The organism is Gallaecimonas zhanjiangensis, assembly GCF_057624825.1.
In genome coordinates, this window is the sequence record NZ_CM172603.1 from 1,012,578 (window position 1) to 1,028,891 (window position 16,314).

The window sequence follows — 16,314 nt, forward strand, 5'->3', positions numbered from 1 at the left end:
ATGTAATTGGAGGCGGAATGCTGAAGGTGCAAAACGGCCTGACTGGCGAGCAAAAGCAGCTGCTGAGTGAATCGGCTCAGGGCTGGATCCAGGAGTTGATGTCGGCGTTCGCAGACAAGGTGCCAGCCTTGCTTGAGGCCCGTAACCAACGTCAGCGCCAGTTTGACGAAGGGCAGCTGCCCGACTTTTTGCCCCAGACCCAAGGCATCCGCGAAGGGCAGTGGCAGATCCGCGGTATCCCGGCCGCCCTTAAAGACCGCCGTGTCGAGATAACCGGGCCTACCGAGCGCAAGATGGTGATCAATGCCCTCAATGCCGGCACCAAGGTGTTTATGGCCGACTTCGAGGATTCTTTGTCGCCAACTTGGCCGGCGGTGATGCAAGGGCAGGTAAACCTGCGTGATGCACTCGATCGCACCATCTCCTACACCGATCCGCAATCGGGTAAGTACTACAGCCTGAACGAGCAGCCTGCGGTGCTGATCTGCCGGGTGCGTGGCCTGCACCTGCCGGAAAAGCACGTCACCTTCAATGGCAAGGTTGTGCCGGGCTGCCTATGGGACTTTGCTTTGTATTTCTTCCACAACCATAAGCGGCTGCTGGAAAACGGCTCTGGCCCGTACTTCTACCTGCCCAAGCTGCAAAGCCACCTGGAGGCGCGCTTTTGGAGCCAGGTGTTCTCTTTTACCGAAGACCGCTTTGGCCTTGAGCGCGGCACCATCAAGGCCACGGTACTGATTGAAACCCTGCCGGCGGTGTTTGAGATGGACGAGATCCTCTTCGAACTCAAAGACCATATCGTGGCGCTCAACTGCGGCCGCTGGGATTACATCTTCAGCTACATCAAAACCCTGGGTAATCACCCCGACCGGGTACTGCCAGACCGCCAGGTGGTCACTATGGACCAGCCTTTTTTGAGTGCCTACTCGCGGCTGCTTATTCGCACCTGCCATAAACGCGGCGCCCTGGCCATGGGCGGCATGGCGGCCTTTATTCCGTCCAAGGAAGCCGACCGCAACCAGTGGGTGCTGAACAAGGTGCGCCAGGACAAAGAGCTGGAGGCCCGTAACGGCCACGACGGCACCTGGATAGCGCACCCAGGCCTGGCCGAAACCGCGCTGGCGGTGTTCGACCAGTACCTTGGCGATAAACCCAATCAGCTGGATGTCAGCCGGGATGGGGACGACCCCATCAATGCCGCTGACCTGCTGGCCCCTTGCGAGGGCGAGCGTACCGAGGCGGGGATGCGCACCAATATTCGGGTGGCATTGCAGTACATCGAGGCCTGGATCGGCGGCAACGGCTGCGTACCCATCTACGGCCTGATGGAAGACGCCGCCACCGCCGAGATCTGCCGGGCCTCCATCTGGCAATGGCTGCGCCATGGCAAGAGCCTGGCCGGCGGCCAGAAGGTTACCGCTGAACTCTTTACCCGTTTTTTGAAGGAAGAAATGGCACAGGTAAGCGAAGAGCTTGGCAGCGAGCGCTTTGAGAGCGGGCGTTTTCGCGAGGCGGCGCAGCTGCTGACCCGGATCACCGTATCCGACAGCTTCGTGCCTTTTTTGACTGAACCCGGTTACACCTTAATCGACTGACAGAAGGACCAACCCATGACTCGTCAACAGCAAATCGATGCCCTGAAACAGGACTGGGCCGAAAATCCCCGCTGGAAAGGTATTGAACGTACCTACAGTGCCGAGGATGTGGTGCGCCTTCGCGGCTCCGTTCAGCCCGAAAGCACCCTGGCCCGTCTGGGCGCCGAGAAACTCTGGGCGCTGGTGAATGAAGGGGCCCGCCCGAGCTTTCGCCCCGAGAAGGATTTCGTTAACGCCATGGGCGCCCTGACCGGTGGCCAGGCAGTGCAACAGGTCAAGGCCGGTATCCAGGCGATTTATCTGTCTGGCTGGCAGGTGGCGGCGGATAACAACAGCTACCAGTCCATGTACCCCGATCAGTCCCTGTACCCGGTAGACTCGGTGCCAGCGGTGGTCACCCGCATCAACAACGCCTTTCGCCGCGCCGACCAAATTCAATGGCAAAAAGGCAAGAACCCCGGCGATGACGGCTACATCGACTACTTCGCCCCTATCGTTGCCGACGCCGAAGCGGGCTTTGGCGGCGTGCTGAACGCCTACGAGCTGATGAAGTCGATGATTGAAGCGGGCGCCGCTGGCGTGCACTTTGAAGACCAACTGGCGTCTGTCAAAAAATGCGGCCACATGGGCGGCAAGGTTTTGGTGCCCACCCAAGAAGCGGTGCAAAAGCTCATCTCCGCCCGCCTGGCGGCTGATGTAGCCGGCGTGCCCACCATAGTGCTGGCCCGTACCGACGCCAACGCCGCTGACCTTATCACCAGCGACTGCGACGACTACGACAAGCCCTTTGTTACCGGTGAACGCACCAGCGAAGGCTTCTACCGGGTACGTGCCGGTATCGAGCAAGCCATTGCCCGTGGCCTGGCCTACGCCCCTTATGCCGATCTGTTGTGGTGCGAAACCGCCAAGCCGGATCTGGACGAGGCGCGCCGCTTTGCCGAGGCTATCCATGCCAAGTTCCCTGGCAAACTGCTGGCCTACAACTGCTCGCCGTCCTTTAACTGGAAGAAGAACCTGGACGACGCCACCATCGCCAAGTTCCAGCGCGAGCTGTCGGCCATGGGTTACAAGTTCCAGTTCATTACCCTGGCCGGTATCCACAACATGTGGTTCAACATGTTCAACCTGGCCTACGACTATGCCCGCAACGACATGTCGGCCTACGTGAAGATGCAGGAAGCGGAGTTTGCCGCCGCCGAGCGAGGCTACACCTTCGTGGCTCACCAGCAAGAAGTGGGCACCGGCTACTTCGATGACATGACCACTGTTATTCAGGGCGGCCAGTCCTCGGTAACTGCCCTTAAAGGGTCCACAGAAGAAGACCAGTTCCATTGAGCACCACAGTAGTTCCTAAGCGTTTGGCGGCCTTGGCCGCCTTTTTTATTTGCCGATTCAGGCGATTAAATCGTCGCTTAAGTCTTTCTTAAGTTTCATTGGCCAGGCTAGTTACCAGATACCTTGTAACGGCCTGGCGCTTTGGCTTCTTGCCTGCAAGGTAGCGGATCCCAGCTCAAAGACGGTTTAACGCTGTCTTAAGTTTGAGCAGCCAGTCTGGGCTCAAGGTTACGGCGAGGTAAGGTTATGTTGGCCAAATTTGCACCTTCTGCGATGGCTATTCATCGCGCAGTAGAGGGCATGGATGCCTTCGATCGCATTAAGCAGTTTGCCTGTCTACGTTATGCCGATTGTCACGATGCCAAGTTGCGGCATTTTCTTCCTACTCAGTTTTTGTTGACCAGCCAAGACAACTGGCTGGCCAGCTGCGGCATGCGCAGCGCCGCAGGCCACCGCCTGTACCTCGAGCAATACCTCGATGGCGATATCGACCAGATTTTGGGCCAGCGCCTAAATGCCGAGGTGGCGCGCAAGCAAATCGTCGAGGTGGGCAACCTGGCCGGTGAAGCCGGTGGCTCGCGCTTGATGATCTTGGTTATCACCCGTTATCTGGCCCTTAGCGGTGTCGATTATGTGGTCTTTACCGCCACCCGCGAATTGCAATCGGCCTTTGGCCGCCTGGGCCTTGAGCCCTGGTTCCTGGCTCAAGCTAGCGCCAGCCGCCTGAGTGACGGCGCTGCCGACTGGGGCCGTTATTACCAGACCAAACCGGCGGTCTTTGCCGGCTCTGTTGCCAAAGGGTGGGAAGCCATCCAGCAGCAGCCGGTGCTGGTACGTATGTTGGAGGCCATAGGCCAGGAGATTAACGATGCTGTATGACGCTCTGGCTAAAGCTCTTGCCAATAACCCTTGCGCCCTTACCACCGATTCTTGCCAGCTGAGCGGCCCTGAGCTGTTAGCAGCGGCCAGCGAACTGGCCGACCGCCTCACCAGCCTTGGGGTTAAGCGCCTGGGCTTGTTGATGGACAACGAGCCTGCCTGGGCCGTGGCCGACTTGGCCGCCCTCAAGGCCAAACGGGTGTTGGTGCCTATTCCGACCTTTTTTAGCCGTGGCCAGCAGATGCACCTGATTGGCGATGCCGGGCTGGACGCGGTGCTGGCGCCGGTGGCGCTGCCCATGGCCAGTAAAACCATTGAGACCGGCCAAGGCGTGCTTAGCCTGCTGAGTGTCGAGGGCGTTAAGCCCTTGCCAGAAGGCACCGCCAAAATCACCTACACCTCTGGCACCACAGGCACTCCCAAAGGGGTTTGCCTGTCAGAAGCCAACATGCTGGCGGTGGCCAGCAGCCTGGTGGCCGCCACCCAAAACCTGGGCGTCGAGCGCCACCTTTGCGTGTTGCCGCTGGCCGTACTGCTTGAAAACCTCGGCGGCCTTTATGTGCCCTGGCTGGCTGGCGCCAGCGTTACCTTGCTGCCCATGGCAAGCCTTGGCATGACCGGCGCCAGTGGCCTGGATGCGGGCAAAATGCTGGCCACCCTCGGCCAGTATCAGCCCCATAGCCTTATTCTGGTGCCCGGATTATTGCCGGTGTTGCTGGCGGGCAAAGCCCAGGGCATGGCCGACAGCTACCGCTTTATCGCCCTTGGCGGCGGCAAAAGTGCCCAAGGTGTGCTTGCACAAGCCGCGCAACTGGGGCTGCCGGTGTTTGAAGGTTATGGCCTGTCAGAGGCGGCTTCAGTGGTGGCCCTTAACAGCCCTGGCGCCCAGCGCCTTGGCACTGTGGGTAAGGTGCTGCCCCATGTAGAGGTAAAACTCAGCGACAGCGGCGAAGTGCTGGTGCGCGGCAACAGCTTCCTTGGGTATCTGGGGGAGAGCGAGCAGCAAAGCGAGTGGCTCGCCACAGGGGACCTGGGGCACTTGTCGGAAGACGGCTTTTTAACCATCCAGGGCCGCTCCAAGGACACCATCGTTACCGCCATGGGCCGCAACGTGGCGCCGGAGTGGCTTGAAGCCGAGCTTGGAGCCATCACCGGCATCAAACAAGCTTTCGTTTATGGTGATGAAGAGCAGGGCATTCACGCCCTGGTGGTGACCGAGCGCAGCGACCTTGACGCCATAACAGCGCAGCTCAATGCCGCGCTGCCCGATTACGCCCACCTGCAAAGCCTCACGGCCACCAATGAGCCGTTCAGTGCCGAGCGCCAGGAAGTAACCGCCAATGGTCGCCTTCGCCGCCAGGTGCTGGCCAAAAGGTTACAAAGCGGCCCGGTGAGCTTTTTCGAGCGCCTGAAAACCGAGACCCGCGAGGCCCAGCAGTATCTGCTGAGCGCGCCTGCTATCCTCGCTTGCCAGCAGGGCGATGTGACCTTGCCCCGCTACCTGGCCTTTTTGAACAATGCCTTTCATCACGTCAAACATACCGTGCCCTTGATGATGGCTTGCGGCACTCGCTTGGGGGACGACAAAGAGTGGCTGCGCGCCGCCATTACCGAGTACATCGAGGAAGAATACGGCCACCACGAGTGGATCCTCGATGACATCGCCTCGGCCGGTGGCGACAAAGAACAAGCCCGCGCCTCCAAGCCCAATTTCGAAACCGAGATGATGGTGTCCTACGCCTACGACAGCGTTAACCGCGGCAACCCGGTCAGCTTGTTTGGCATGGTCTGGGTACTGGAAGGCACCTCGGTCAACCTGGCGACCCCCATGGCCGATGTGATCCGTGCCAAACTGGGCCTGCCCAAAGCGGCCTGCCGGTATCTCTATTCCCACGGCAGCCTCGACCTTGAGCACATCGATTTCTTCGAGTCATTGATGAACCGCATCGATAACCCTGCTGATCAGGCCGCCATCATTCACATGGCCAATCGCATGTACCGCCTCTACGGCGACATGTTCCGCAGTTTGCCCATGGAGGCTTAATGAAGACCATCTTATTGACAGGCGCCAGCGGCGGTATCGGCCAGGAAATTGCCAAAGCCCTGGCCGCCGACGGCCATCGCTTACTGCTGGTGGCTCGCAATGAAGACAAGCTAAAAGCCCTGGCCAGCAGCCTGCCCGGCGAGCATTTGACCCTGGGGCTCGACTTGGCTGCTTCCACGGCGGGCAGCGAGCTTGCCGAACGGGTAAAAGAGCTCGGCGTGACGCTGGATGTGGTTATTAACAACGCCGGCACCAACCAGCTCAAAACCTTTGAGCAAAGCAGCTGGCAGCAAATCGAGCAGCAAATTCGCCTGAACCTGCTGGCGCCCATGGCGGTGGCCCACGGCCTGCTGCCCAGCCTTAAAAGTGGCGCGCACCTGATTAACATTGGCTCGGTGCTGGGGGAGATTGGGTATCCGGGGTATGTGGCCTATGGCGCCGCCAAAGGCGGGCTTAAGCGGTTTTCAGAAGCCCTTGGCCGCGAGCTGCAAGATGCCGGCATCGCCGTCAGTTACCTGGCGCCCCGCGCCACCGACACCCCCCTTAACAGCCCCAACGCCGTGGCCCTTAACAAGGCCCTTGGCAACAAGGTGGACAGCCCACAGGTGGTGGCAAAGGCGGTGCAACTTCTCATTCAAAAACCCAAAGCCAGCATGGTGCTTGGCTTTCCTGAGAGCCTTTTTACCCGGGTGAATGCCCTTATTCCTTCGGCGGTGGACGGCGCGGTGAAAAAGCAGCTGGCCACCATCAAGGCCCATGCAAAGGAGTCATCATGAAAGCGTTGATGCTTGGCGCCCTGGCCCTTATCAGCACCAGCGTGCTGGCGGCGCCAGTGAGCTATTACCAGCAGAGCTGGGCGGAAATCAAATACCAGACCGCAGACGAGCAGCAAAAGCAGGCCTTTAGCGACTTGCGTGACAAAGTGCAGGCCGATGTCAAAGCGCACCCCGATGATGCCGATTACCTCATCTGGGGTGCTATCATCAGCGCCAGCTACGCCGGTGCCAAAGGCGGCATTGGCGCCCTTAAATACGTGAAAGAAGCCAAAGCCGAGCTGGAGCAGGCAATCAAACTCAACGGCGAGGCGCTGGGCGGTTCAGCTTATACCTCCCTTGGCTCCCTGTATTATCAGGTGCCGGGCTGGCCCATCGGCTTTGGCGACGACGACAAAGCGGAAGCTAACCTCAAGAAAGGCTTGGCTATTAACCCAAGCGGTATTGACGCCAACTTCTTTTACGGGGATTTTTTGATGGACCAGGGCCGTTACAAGGAAGCCAAGGTTTACCTTGATAAGGCGCTGGCTGCTCCGGCCCGGCCCGGGCGGGAAGTGGCCGATGCCGGCCGCCGCGGTGAAGTAAAAGAACGCCTGGACAAAGTGCAGGCCAAGTTACGATAGGAAGCTCATGCGTTTAATGCTCGTTGAAGACGATGTACTGCTGGGCCAAGGGCTGGTTACCGCCTTTGGCCGTGAAGGTTATGCCGTTGACTGGTACCAGCGTATCAGCGAGGCGCAAAGCGCCATGGCCGCTGGCCAGCCCGACATGGTGGTGCTGGACTGGCAGCTCCCTGATGGCTCCGGCATCGAGCTTCTTAAAAGCTGGCGCCGTCAGGGCATGTCGCTGCCGGTGCTGATGCTGACCGCTCGCGACGCCATCGACGACCGCATCCAGGGCCTGGACAGCGGCGCCGACGATTACCTGGTCAAACCCTTTGAATCGCGCGAACTGCTGGCAAGGCTCAGGGCCTTGTCTCGGCGCCCGGTCAATCAGGTGGACCCGGTGCTGGCCAATGGCCCACTGAGTCTGGACCCTGCCAGCCATCAGGTGATGTTGGCGAACGAGCAGGTGGCCCTTTCTCGGCGCGAGTTTGCCCTGCTGCACGAACTGATTCGCCAACCGGACCGGGTACTGACCCGCGAGCAGCTGATTGAGCGGCTTTACAGCTGGGGCGAAGAGCTCGAATCCAACACCCTGGAAGTGCACGTGCACCACCTGCGTAAAAAGCTCGGTAGCGAGTTCATTAAAACCATTCGTGGCGTGGGTTACGTGATGCCGAAGCTATCATGAAATCCATCCGCCGTTATTTTGCCATCCGGTTTGTGGTGATGTTCCTGCTGGTGCTGATTGCGGTCAGCATCTTTGGCTATTCCCGCGCCGCCCACGAAGCCGAAGAGCTGTACGACGCCGAGCTGGCCCAGTCGGCTCGCATCATTATGGGTATGGTGGAAAAGCCGCTGGACACCGAGCGGCTCAACGCCATCCGTGACGCCCTGGCCACCGCCACCCGCCACAGCCTGGTAGCCGGGGAGTCTGAGCACGACGAAACCATCTTCGGCCATCACTACGAGAAAAAGCTGCTGTTCCAGGTTTACAGCCCGGAAGGGGAGTTGCTGTTTTCCAACCTCAACGAAGATATTTCCCTTAAATCTCCCGGCTATCACTGGTTGCTGTCGCCAAGCGAGCAGCGCTGGAGGCTCTTTACCGTTTTTGACGACCATGACAGCTACTGGCTGCAAACCGGCCAGCTGGCGGAAGTGCGTGAAGAGATAACCGAAGAGGCGGTGCTGAAACCGGCGCTGTGGCAGGCCGGGTTGATGACGGTGCTGGTGATCATCCTCTCCGGGGTGCTCATTACCCGGGGGCTAAGGCCGGTCAAGGCGCTGTCGGCCCAGGTGGCCAAACGCAGCCCCGATGAGCTGGCGCCCCTTAGCATCGAGGACTCTCCGGCGGAGGTCAAACCGCTGGTGCAGGCCCTAAACTCCCTGCTTGAAGCCCTGGACGACACCTTAAAACGGGAGCGGCGCTTTACCGACGACGCCGCTCACGAGCTGCGCACCCCCTTGGCCGGTGCCCAGTTGCATCTGGATAACGCCCTTAATGCCGACACCGCCGAAGCGCGAGAAGCCTCGTTGGCGGCGGCCCGTAGCGGCATTGCCCGTTTGACCCACCTGGTGGGGCAGCTGTTGACCTTGGCCCGGCTGGAAGGCAAAAACCAGTTGCCGAAGATTGAAACCGTGCACCTGGGCCAGCTTATCCGCGCGCTGTTGGCTGAGATGTACCCCCTGACCCAGCAGCGCAACCAGCAACTGGCGCTTGATGAGCAGCAAGACTGGCAGGTTCAAGGGGATAGGGCGTTACTGGCGGTGATGATCCGCAATTTGGTTGATAACGCCCTGCGTTACAGCCCCAGTGACTGCGAAATTCTAATCAGCCTCGAAGACGGCCAGCTGACGGTGGACGATTGCGGCCCTGGTATTCCGGCCGAAGAGCGCCAGGCCTGCCTAGCCCGCTTTCACCGCCTGGCGGGTAGCCCGGTGGACGGCGCCGGCCTTGGCCTTGCCATTGTGGTGGAGATCGCCCGTCGCCACGGCCTGGCTTTGGAGCTTGACGACAGCCCCCAAGGCGGCCTGCGTGCCAGCATAAAAAAAGCCCGGCCATAAGGCCGGGCACCAAAAATACACAGGAACAGTAACACAACAGGATGTGAAAAAGTGCTGGTAACCAGCTGCCGCCATTGGGGGGGATGCAAGACGCAGAAATCTTGTCTAATGACGACACAATTCGTAGCTTACCCATCGCATTACCCTTCAGGCAAGCTTTTTGTAGTAAAATTACAACAGTGAGTGGGCCGCCATACCCGCACTCTGGCCGCGCCAGGCTGCGTCAAAACTGGCTTCGCGGCCGCTCAGAAGGTAAACTACCGCCCCCTTTAACCCGTATTACCTGCCATGCAACGCGCCGACTTTCATTTTGACTTGCCCGAAGACCTCATCGCCCGCCACCCCATGCCGGAGCGCAGTGCCAGCCGGCTGCTGATGCTCGATGGCCCTACCGGCAGCGTTGCCCACCGCCACTTTACCGATCTGCTTGGCCAGCTTGAGCCAGGCGACTTGCTGGTGTTTAACAATACCCGGGTTATTCCGGCCCGGCTCTTTGGCCAGAAGGCCTCTGGCGGCAAGATTGAGGCGCTGGTGGAGCGGGTGCTGGACGACAAGCGGGTGCTGGCCCATGTGCGCTCCAGTAAATCGCCCAAGGAAGGCAGCGCTCTGGTGTTTGATGACGGCGTTACCGCCACCATGGCTGCCCGCCACGACGCCCTGTTTGAGCTGGTTTTTGACGGCGAAGAAACGGTGCTGAGCATTTTGGAGCGCATCGGCCACATGCCGTTGCCGCCCTATATCGACCGCCCCGATGACGCCGCCGACCGCGAGCGCTACCAGACCGTCTATAACGAAAAACCTGGCGCCGTGGCGGCTCCCACCGCTGGCCTGCATTTTGACGAGCCGCTGCTGGAAAAAATCCGCGCCAAAGGGGTGGAAACCGCCTTTGTAACCCTGCACGTGGGGGCTGGAACTTTTCAGCCGGTGCGGGCCGACAACATCTTCGAGCACAAGATGCACAGCGAGTATGCCGAAGTGCCGCAAGCGGTGGTGGACGCCGTTAATGCCTGTAAAGCGCGGGGCGGGCGGGTGATTGCGGTGGGTACCACCTCGGTGCGCAGCCTCGAGTCTGCCGCCCAGGCCGCCCAGAAGGCCGGCACCGAATTGGCGCCTTTTGCCAGCGACACCGATATCTTTATCTACCCCGGTTACCGCTTTTTGGTGGTGGATGGCTTGGTGACCAACTTTCACCTGCCCGAAAGCACCCTCATCATGCTGGTAAGCGCCTTTGCCGGTTACAGCGAAACCCTGGCGGCCTACCGCGAGGCGGTAGCTGAGCGTTACCGCTTCTTTTCCTATGGCGATGCCATGTTTATCACCAAAAACCCCGAGGCCAAGGGCCCGGGGGCGTAAGGGGCTGGACTGTTTTTCCAGATTCCCAGGAGCAGCAATGAAATACGAACTCTTTAACACCGATGGCCAGGCTCGCCGCGGCCAGCTGGTTTTCGAGCGCGGTACGGTGCAAACCCCGGCCTTTATGCCGGTGGGCACCTACGGCACCGTCAAGGGCATGACCCCGGAAGAAGTGGCTGACACCGGCGCCGAAATTCTGTTGGGAAACACCTTCCACCTGTGGCTGCGCCCAGGCCAGGACGTGATGAAAGCCCACGGCGACCTGCACGATTTCATGCACTGGCATGGCCCCATTCTTACCGATTCCGGTGGTTTTCAGGTGTTTAGCCTGGGGGATATTCGCAAGATCACCGAAGCCGGCGTGCATTTTCGTAACCCCATCAATGGCGACAAAATCTTCCTGGACCCGGAAAAGTCCATGGAAATTCAGACCGATCTCGGCTCTGACATCGTGATGATCTTCGACGAGTGCACCCCGTACCCGGCCACCCATGATGAAGCTAAAAAATCCATGGAAATGAGCCTGCGCTGGGCCAAACGCTCGCGCGATCATTTCGACAAGCTTGAAAACCCCAATGCCCTCTTTGGCATTATCCAGGGCTCGGTGTATGAAGACTTGCGTGATGTCTCCATCAAGGGCCTGACAGAAATTGGCTTTGACGGCTACGCCGTTGGCGGCCTGGCGGTGGGTGAGCCCAAAGACGACATGCACCGCATTTTGAGCCACGTAAACCCGCAGCTGCCGGCCGACAAGCCCCGTTACTTGATGGGGGTGGGCAAGCCCGAAGATCTGGTGGAAGGGGTGCGCCGCGGCATCGATATGTTCGATTGCGTTATGCCTACCCGTAACGCCCGTAACGGCCACCTTTTTGTAACCGAAGGTGTCATCAAAATTCGTAATGCCAAGCACCGCACCGACACCAGTCCCCTGGACGGCGAATGCGATTGCTACACCTGCAAGCATTATTCCAAGGCCTATCTGCATCACCTGGATCGCTGTAACGAGATCCTCGGTGCCCGCCTAAATACCATACATAACCTTCGGTATTACCAGAGGGTGATGGAAGGTTTGCGGGGTGCCATAGAGCAAGGTAGATTAGACGCCTTTGTAAAAGACTTTTACGAGCGCAAGGGTATGGAAGTACCCGCACTTTAATAACCTTTAGGAGAAGTTATGTTCATCAATTCTGCGTTCGCCAGCACTGGCGCGGCCGGTCAACAAGGCGGCGGTCTGCAGCTCATCATCATGCTGGTGCTGTTTGGCGCCATCTTCTATTTCATGATTTATCGTCCCCAGGCCAAACGTGTAAAAGAGCACAAAAACCTGATGGGTGGCCTGAAAAAGGGTGACGAAGTGCTGACCAACGGCGGCCTGATTGGCCGTATCGCCAAAGTAGAAGACGATAAAGACTTCCTCGTTATCGCTCTGAACGACACCACCGAAGTGACTGTCCAGAAAGCCGCCGTACAGGCTGTGCTGCCCAAGGGCACCATGAAGTCGCTCTAATAACAAAAACAGAAGGAAAGCTGGTGTGTTGAACAAATACCCGCTGTGGAAATACCTGATGCTGATCGTCGTGGTCGTCATCGGGTTCCTGTATGCGGCGCCAAACCTTTACGGTGAGGACCCTGCCATACAGGTTTCCGGGGTTCGTAGCGCTGTTGTCGACAACAGTACCCTGGACAAGGTGCGTGCCGCCCTTAAAGAAGACGGCATCACTGCCAAGTCTATCGCCGTTGAAAACGGCCTGCTCCTGGCCCGTTTCAGTGACACTGAAACCCAGCTAAAAGCCCAGGAAGTAGTGACCAAGGCCATGGGTGACGATTACAGCGTGGCGCTGAACCTGGCGCCCGCCACACCGGCCTGGCTGCGCGATGTGCATGCCAGCCCCATGAAGCTGGGTCTTGACCTGCGTGGCGGCGTGCACTTCTTGATGCAGGTGGACATGCCCGAGGCCATCACCAAGGCCGAGAACGACCTGCAAACCGATTTGCGCACCAACCTGCGTGAAGAAAAGCTGCGCTATACCGGTATTCGCCGCATCGGCGAGGGCAAGATCAAGGTCACTTTGCGTGACGACGAGACCGCCCAGCAAGCCGAGACCTTCCTTAAGAAAAGTGCCGGCACCGATTACCAGGTCGACCGAGACGGCAAGGATGTGGTGCTGACCCTCACCCCCGCCCGCATCAAGGAAATTCGCGAGTACGCCCTTAGCCAGAACATCACCATCATCCGTAACCGGGTGAACGAGTTGGGTGTGGCAGAGCCTCTGGTGCAGCGCCAAGGCACCGACCGCATCCTGGTTGAACTGCCTGGCGTGCAGGACACCGCCCGCGCCAAAGAAATCTTGGGTGCTACTGCGACCCTGGAATTCCACCTGGTGGATACCCAGCACGACCTGGGTGACGCCCTGAACGGCCACGTACCGCCTGGCTCCGTGCTCTATAAGAGCCGTGACGGCCGCCCGGTGCTGGCTGAAAAACGCATCATGCTGACCGGTGACCATATTCAAGACGCCCAATCAGGCTTTGACGAATACCAGCGTCCCCAGGTCAACATCAAGCTCGATTCCCAAGGCGGCGACATGATGAGCCGCGCCACCAAGGACAACATCGGCAAGCCGATGGCCACGGTGTTTATCGAGTACAAACCAACCGGCGAGAAAGGCCCCGATGGCAAGCCGACCTTGAAAAAGGTTGAAGAAGTCATCCAGGTAGCGACCATTCAGGCGCGCCTGGGCCGTAGCTTCCGCATCACCGGTATCAACACCCCCCAAGAAGCCCACAACCTTTCTTTGCTGCTGCGTGCCGGTGCCCTGTTGGCACCCATCCAGATTGTTGAGGAGCGTACCGTGGGGCCGTCTTTGGGTGCCCAGAACATCCAGGACGGCATGAACTCCCTGATTTACGGTTCAATCGCCATCCTTATCTTCATGGCCATTTACTACCGCGCCTTCGGCCTGGTGGCGAACCTGGCCCTGGTGATGAACGTGGTGTTGATTGTCGGCATTATGTCCCTTATTCCGGGGGCCACCCTGACACTGCCGGGTATCGCCGGTATCGTGTTGACGGTGGGGATGTCGGTGGATGCCAACGTATTGATATTCGAGCGTATTCGTGAAGAGCTGAATGCCGGTGTCGGGGTGCAGAAAGCCATTCATAACGGCTATTCCAACGCTTTCTCCACCATTGCTGACGCCAACATCACCACCATGATCACCGCTCTTATCCTGTTCGGTATTGGCTCTGGCCCGGTGAAAGGCTTCGCGGTGACCCTGGCCATCGGTATCCTGACCTCCATGTTTACCGCCATTGTCGGTACCCGTGCCGTCATTAACCTCATCTACGGCGGTCGCCGTGTTGAGAAACTGTCCATCTAGGAGACGTCATGCAGTTTTTTAATTTTAAAAGCGACGTCAACTTTATGAAGATGCGCCTGCCGGCGGCCATTTTGTCGCTGGTATTGGTGCTCTCTTCCATTGGCGTGCTGGTCGTTAAAGGCCTTAGTTGGGGCCTGGACTTTACCGGCGGCACCTTGATTGAGGTGAACTTTGCCCGCCCGGCCGACCTGGAGAAGGTGCGCAGCGAACTGCAGCAAAGCGGTTTTGGTGAGCCTTCGGTGCAGTTTTTCGGCACTAGCCGTGACGTGCTTATTCGTATGCCCCCTCAGGACGAAGCCAAATCGTCCAGCCTGGGTGACCGCCTGGTGGCAAACCTCAAGGCCAAAAGCGGCGACGACGTTACCCTCAAGCGCATCGAGTTCGTTGGCCCCTCTGTGGGTAATGAGCTGGTAGAGCAGGGCGGCCTGGCCGTGTTTGTGGCGCTGCTGTGTATCCTGCTGTACGTGTCGGTGCGGTTTGAGTGGAAACTGGCTCTGGGCTCGGTGGTGGCGCTCTTTCACGACGTGACCATTACCCTGGGCTTTTTCTCGCTGCTGGGTATCGAGTTTGACCTTACCGTTCTGGCGGCGGTGCTGACGGTGATCGGTTACTCACTGAACGATACCATCGTGGTGTTTGACCGTATCCGAGAGAACTTTCGCAAGATGCGTAAGGGCACCCCGATTGAGATCACCAACAACGCCCTGACCTTTACCCTCAGCCGGACCATCATGACCTCCGCCACCACTTTGTTTGTGGTTATCGCTATTTTCGCGGTAGGCGGCCCGGTGATCCACGCCTTTGCGGCGGCGCTGCTAATGGGTATTACCGTAGGTACCTATTCTTCCATCTATGTGGCATCTGCCGTGGCCCTGAAACTGGGCCTGAGCAAAGAAGATTTGATGCCAACCGTGGTAGAGAAGGAAGGGGCCGACTTGGACCCGCTGCCTTAATTTGTAAGCAATTGATAAAAGGGGCCGATGGCCCCTTTTTCTTTGGTAGATTAGGCCTTTAACAAAGAGGGATCTCCATGAACGCAGTACGTTTTCTCCCTTTGCTGATGCTGGCCCTGGCCGGCTGCGCCCAGCAAGCCACCATCGACAGTCACGCCAGCACCAACGCAAAGGCCACCAACAAGGCCACTGCTGCCGCTAAGGCCGACGACAACAAACCGCATCTTATCTGCCAATTTACCAAGCCTCTGGGCAGCAACATCACCAAGCGTGTTTGCCGCACACCAGAAGAGATCAAAGCTGCCGAAGAGCAAAGCCAAGAGGCGATGCGGCATATGGAACGGTCTAGTAACCAAACCCATCAGTAAAAAAGCCGGCGTAAGCCGGCTTTTTCACACCAGAGGGGAGTGCTATAAGTGTTTTTGTTTTGTTTTTAATTTGTTGAATTTGTGGTTTTTTGTGCGTAGGCTTGAGATGTGTCCAAATCTTGAGCAAGGAAGCATAAAATGAGAAAAATATTGTTAACCAGTTTTGCCACTGCATTGCTTGCAGGTTGCGCCTCACAAAGCGTTGATGTCTCAAAGTCAGAATATGCTGAAGTGCCGGTACTGCAGGAATATCCTGAGGAAAAAGGCGTCACCAAACTGCGTCAGCAAGAAGATGTGGTGACTGTTGCCGATGGTAAGGTTAAAGACCGGCTAGTATGTGAGTACATCAAGCCTACCGGCTCTCATATGACCAAGCGCTATTGCCGTACCCGTGAAGAGATGGAGAAGGCTGAAAAGGAAGCTAACGAGACGATGCTGCATTTGCCTAACCCCGGCCGCCATGGTGATTTTATTACACATAAACCCTAGGCTAAGAGCTTTCTCAATAAGTAAAAATTGTCGGGTTTCTTTAATTTAATCCTAAATTAATAGAAAAGAGTGTAAGCCCGCTAAAAAGTAAGGATGCTTCAAGATGAAAAGATTATCTCTCTCCTGTGTTGCTGTTTTACTCTTTTCCGGTTGTGCCTCGCAAGGGCCTGAATTGTCGGAGAGTAAGTATGCTGACTTGCCTGTGCAGCATGAGTTCCCTGAAGAAAAAGGGGTGCACAAACTCAGGCAGCAAGAAGACGTGGTCACGGTCGCCGACGGTAAAGTCAAAGAGCGCTTGGTTTGTGAGTACATCAAGCCTACCGGTTCTCACATGACCAAACGCTATTGTCGTACCCGCGAAGAGATGGAGCGATCGGAAGAGTCAGCTCAAAATTTCTTTCGCAACGCTGCCAACCCCGGTCGTCGACAATTTTAATTAACACTGAAGTTTAAAAAGGACCTCTGCAGGTCCTTTTTCT

16 protein-coding genes are annotated in these 16,314 nt (G+C 58.0%); all 16 read left to right on the plus strand.

The features are described from left to right. Nucleotides 1-17 precede the first annotated feature (17 nt). The 16 genes from aceB (at nt 18) to AC22G1_RS04835 (ending at nt 16,271) form a co-directional block, all read left to right on the plus strand. On the plus strand, nt 18-1,595 hold the full coding sequence (aceB, locus tag AC22G1_RS04760; RefSeq protein WP_487315749.1) for a malate synthase A: 1,578 nt from the start codon (nt 18-20) through the stop codon (nt 1,593-1,595). Nucleotides 1,596-1,610: 15 nt separating this feature from the next. Beyond that, nucleotides 1,611-2,930, plus strand: a complete 1,320-nt coding sequence (gene aceA, locus AC22G1_RS04765; RefSeq protein WP_487315750.1) for an isocitrate lyase — start codon at nt 1,611-1,613, stop codon at nt 2,928-2,930. Nucleotides 2,931-3,203: 273 nt separating this feature from the next. After that, complete coding sequence (locus AC22G1_RS04770; RefSeq protein ID WP_487315751.1) at nt 3,204-3,809, plus strand: thermostable hemolysin; 606 nt, start codon at nt 3,204-3,206, stop codon at nt 3,807-3,809. After that, complete coding sequence (locus AC22G1_RS04775) at nt 3,799-5,853, plus strand: AMP-binding protein (protein ID WP_487315752.1); 2,055 nt, start codon at nt 3,799-3,801, stop codon at nt 5,851-5,853. The genes AC22G1_RS04770 and AC22G1_RS04775 overlap by 11 nt, the downstream gene beginning before the upstream one ends. Beyond that, nucleotides 5,853-6,629 (plus strand): SDR family oxidoreductase, encoded by a 777-nt coding sequence (locus AC22G1_RS04780; RefSeq protein ID WP_487315753.1) that lies wholly within the window; start codon nt 5,853-5,855, stop codon nt 6,627-6,629. Before AC22G1_RS04775 ends, AC22G1_RS04780 begins: the two co-directional genes overlap by 1 nt. Beyond that, a complete protein-coding gene (locus AC22G1_RS04785; protein WP_487315754.1) occupies nt 6,626-7,249 on the plus strand; it encodes a tetratricopeptide repeat protein in 624 nt (207 codons plus the stop codon). Before AC22G1_RS04780 ends, AC22G1_RS04785 begins: the two co-directional genes overlap by 4 nt. Nucleotides 7,250-7,256: 7 nt before the next feature. Then, a complete protein-coding gene (locus AC22G1_RS04790; protein WP_487315755.1) occupies nt 7,257-7,919 on the plus strand; it encodes a response regulator in 663 nt (220 codons plus the stop codon). Beyond that, nucleotides 7,916-9,292: an ATP-binding protein gene (locus AC22G1_RS04795; protein WP_487315756.1), complete on the plus strand. Its 1,377-nt coding sequence runs from the start codon at nt 7,916-7,918 to the stop codon at nt 9,290-9,292. The genes AC22G1_RS04790 and AC22G1_RS04795 overlap by 4 nt, the downstream gene beginning before the upstream one ends. Before the next feature lie 288 nt (nt 9,293-9,580). Further along, entirely contained in the window at nt 9,581-10,645 is a 1,065-nt protein-coding gene (gene queA, locus AC22G1_RS04800; RefSeq protein ID WP_487315757.1) for a tRNA preQ1(34) S-adenosylmethionine ribosyltransferase-isomerase QueA, read from the plus strand. A gap of 37 nt (nt 10,646-10,682) precedes the next feature. After that, a complete protein-coding gene (gene tgt, locus AC22G1_RS04805; RefSeq protein WP_487315758.1) occupies nt 10,683-11,801 on the plus strand; it encodes a tRNA guanosine(34) transglycosylase Tgt in 1,119 nt (372 codons plus the stop codon). An 18-nt stretch (nt 11,802-11,819) separates the two neighbouring features. Beyond that, nucleotides 11,820-12,152, plus strand: a complete 333-nt coding sequence (yajC, locus tag AC22G1_RS04810; protein WP_487315759.1) for a preprotein translocase subunit YajC — start codon at nt 11,820-11,822, stop codon at nt 12,150-12,152. Between the two features lie 25 nt (nt 12,153-12,177). Further along, nucleotides 12,178-14,025 carry a protein translocase subunit SecD gene (gene secD, locus AC22G1_RS04815; protein ID WP_487315760.1) on the plus strand — a complete coding sequence of 616 codons (1,848 nt, stop codon included), beginning with the start codon at nt 12,178-12,180 and terminating at the stop codon, nt 14,023-14,025. An 8-nt stretch (nt 14,026-14,033) separates the two neighbouring features. Beyond that, the gene (gene secF / locus AC22G1_RS04820; RefSeq protein ID WP_487315761.1) at nt 14,034-14,978 is read left to right on the plus strand and encodes a protein translocase subunit SecF; all 945 of its coding nucleotides are present in this window, start codon (nt 14,034-14,036) and stop codon (nt 14,976-14,978) included. A gap of 77 nt (nt 14,979-15,055) precedes the next feature. Further along, nucleotides 15,056-15,346, plus strand: a complete 291-nt coding sequence (locus AC22G1_RS04825; protein ID WP_487315762.1) for a hypothetical protein — start codon at nt 15,056-15,058, stop codon at nt 15,344-15,346. Between the two features lie 138 nt (nt 15,347-15,484). Then, the gene (locus AC22G1_RS04830) at nt 15,485-15,835 is read left to right on the plus strand and encodes a hypothetical protein (RefSeq protein ID WP_487315763.1); all 351 of its coding nucleotides are present in this window, start codon (nt 15,485-15,487) and stop codon (nt 15,833-15,835) included. A gap of 103 nt (nt 15,836-15,938) precedes the next feature. After that, complete coding sequence (locus AC22G1_RS04835) at nt 15,939-16,271, plus strand: hypothetical protein (protein ID WP_487315764.1); 333 nt, start codon at nt 15,939-15,941, stop codon at nt 16,269-16,271. The last annotated feature ends 43 nt before the right edge of the window (nt 16,272-16,314 follow it).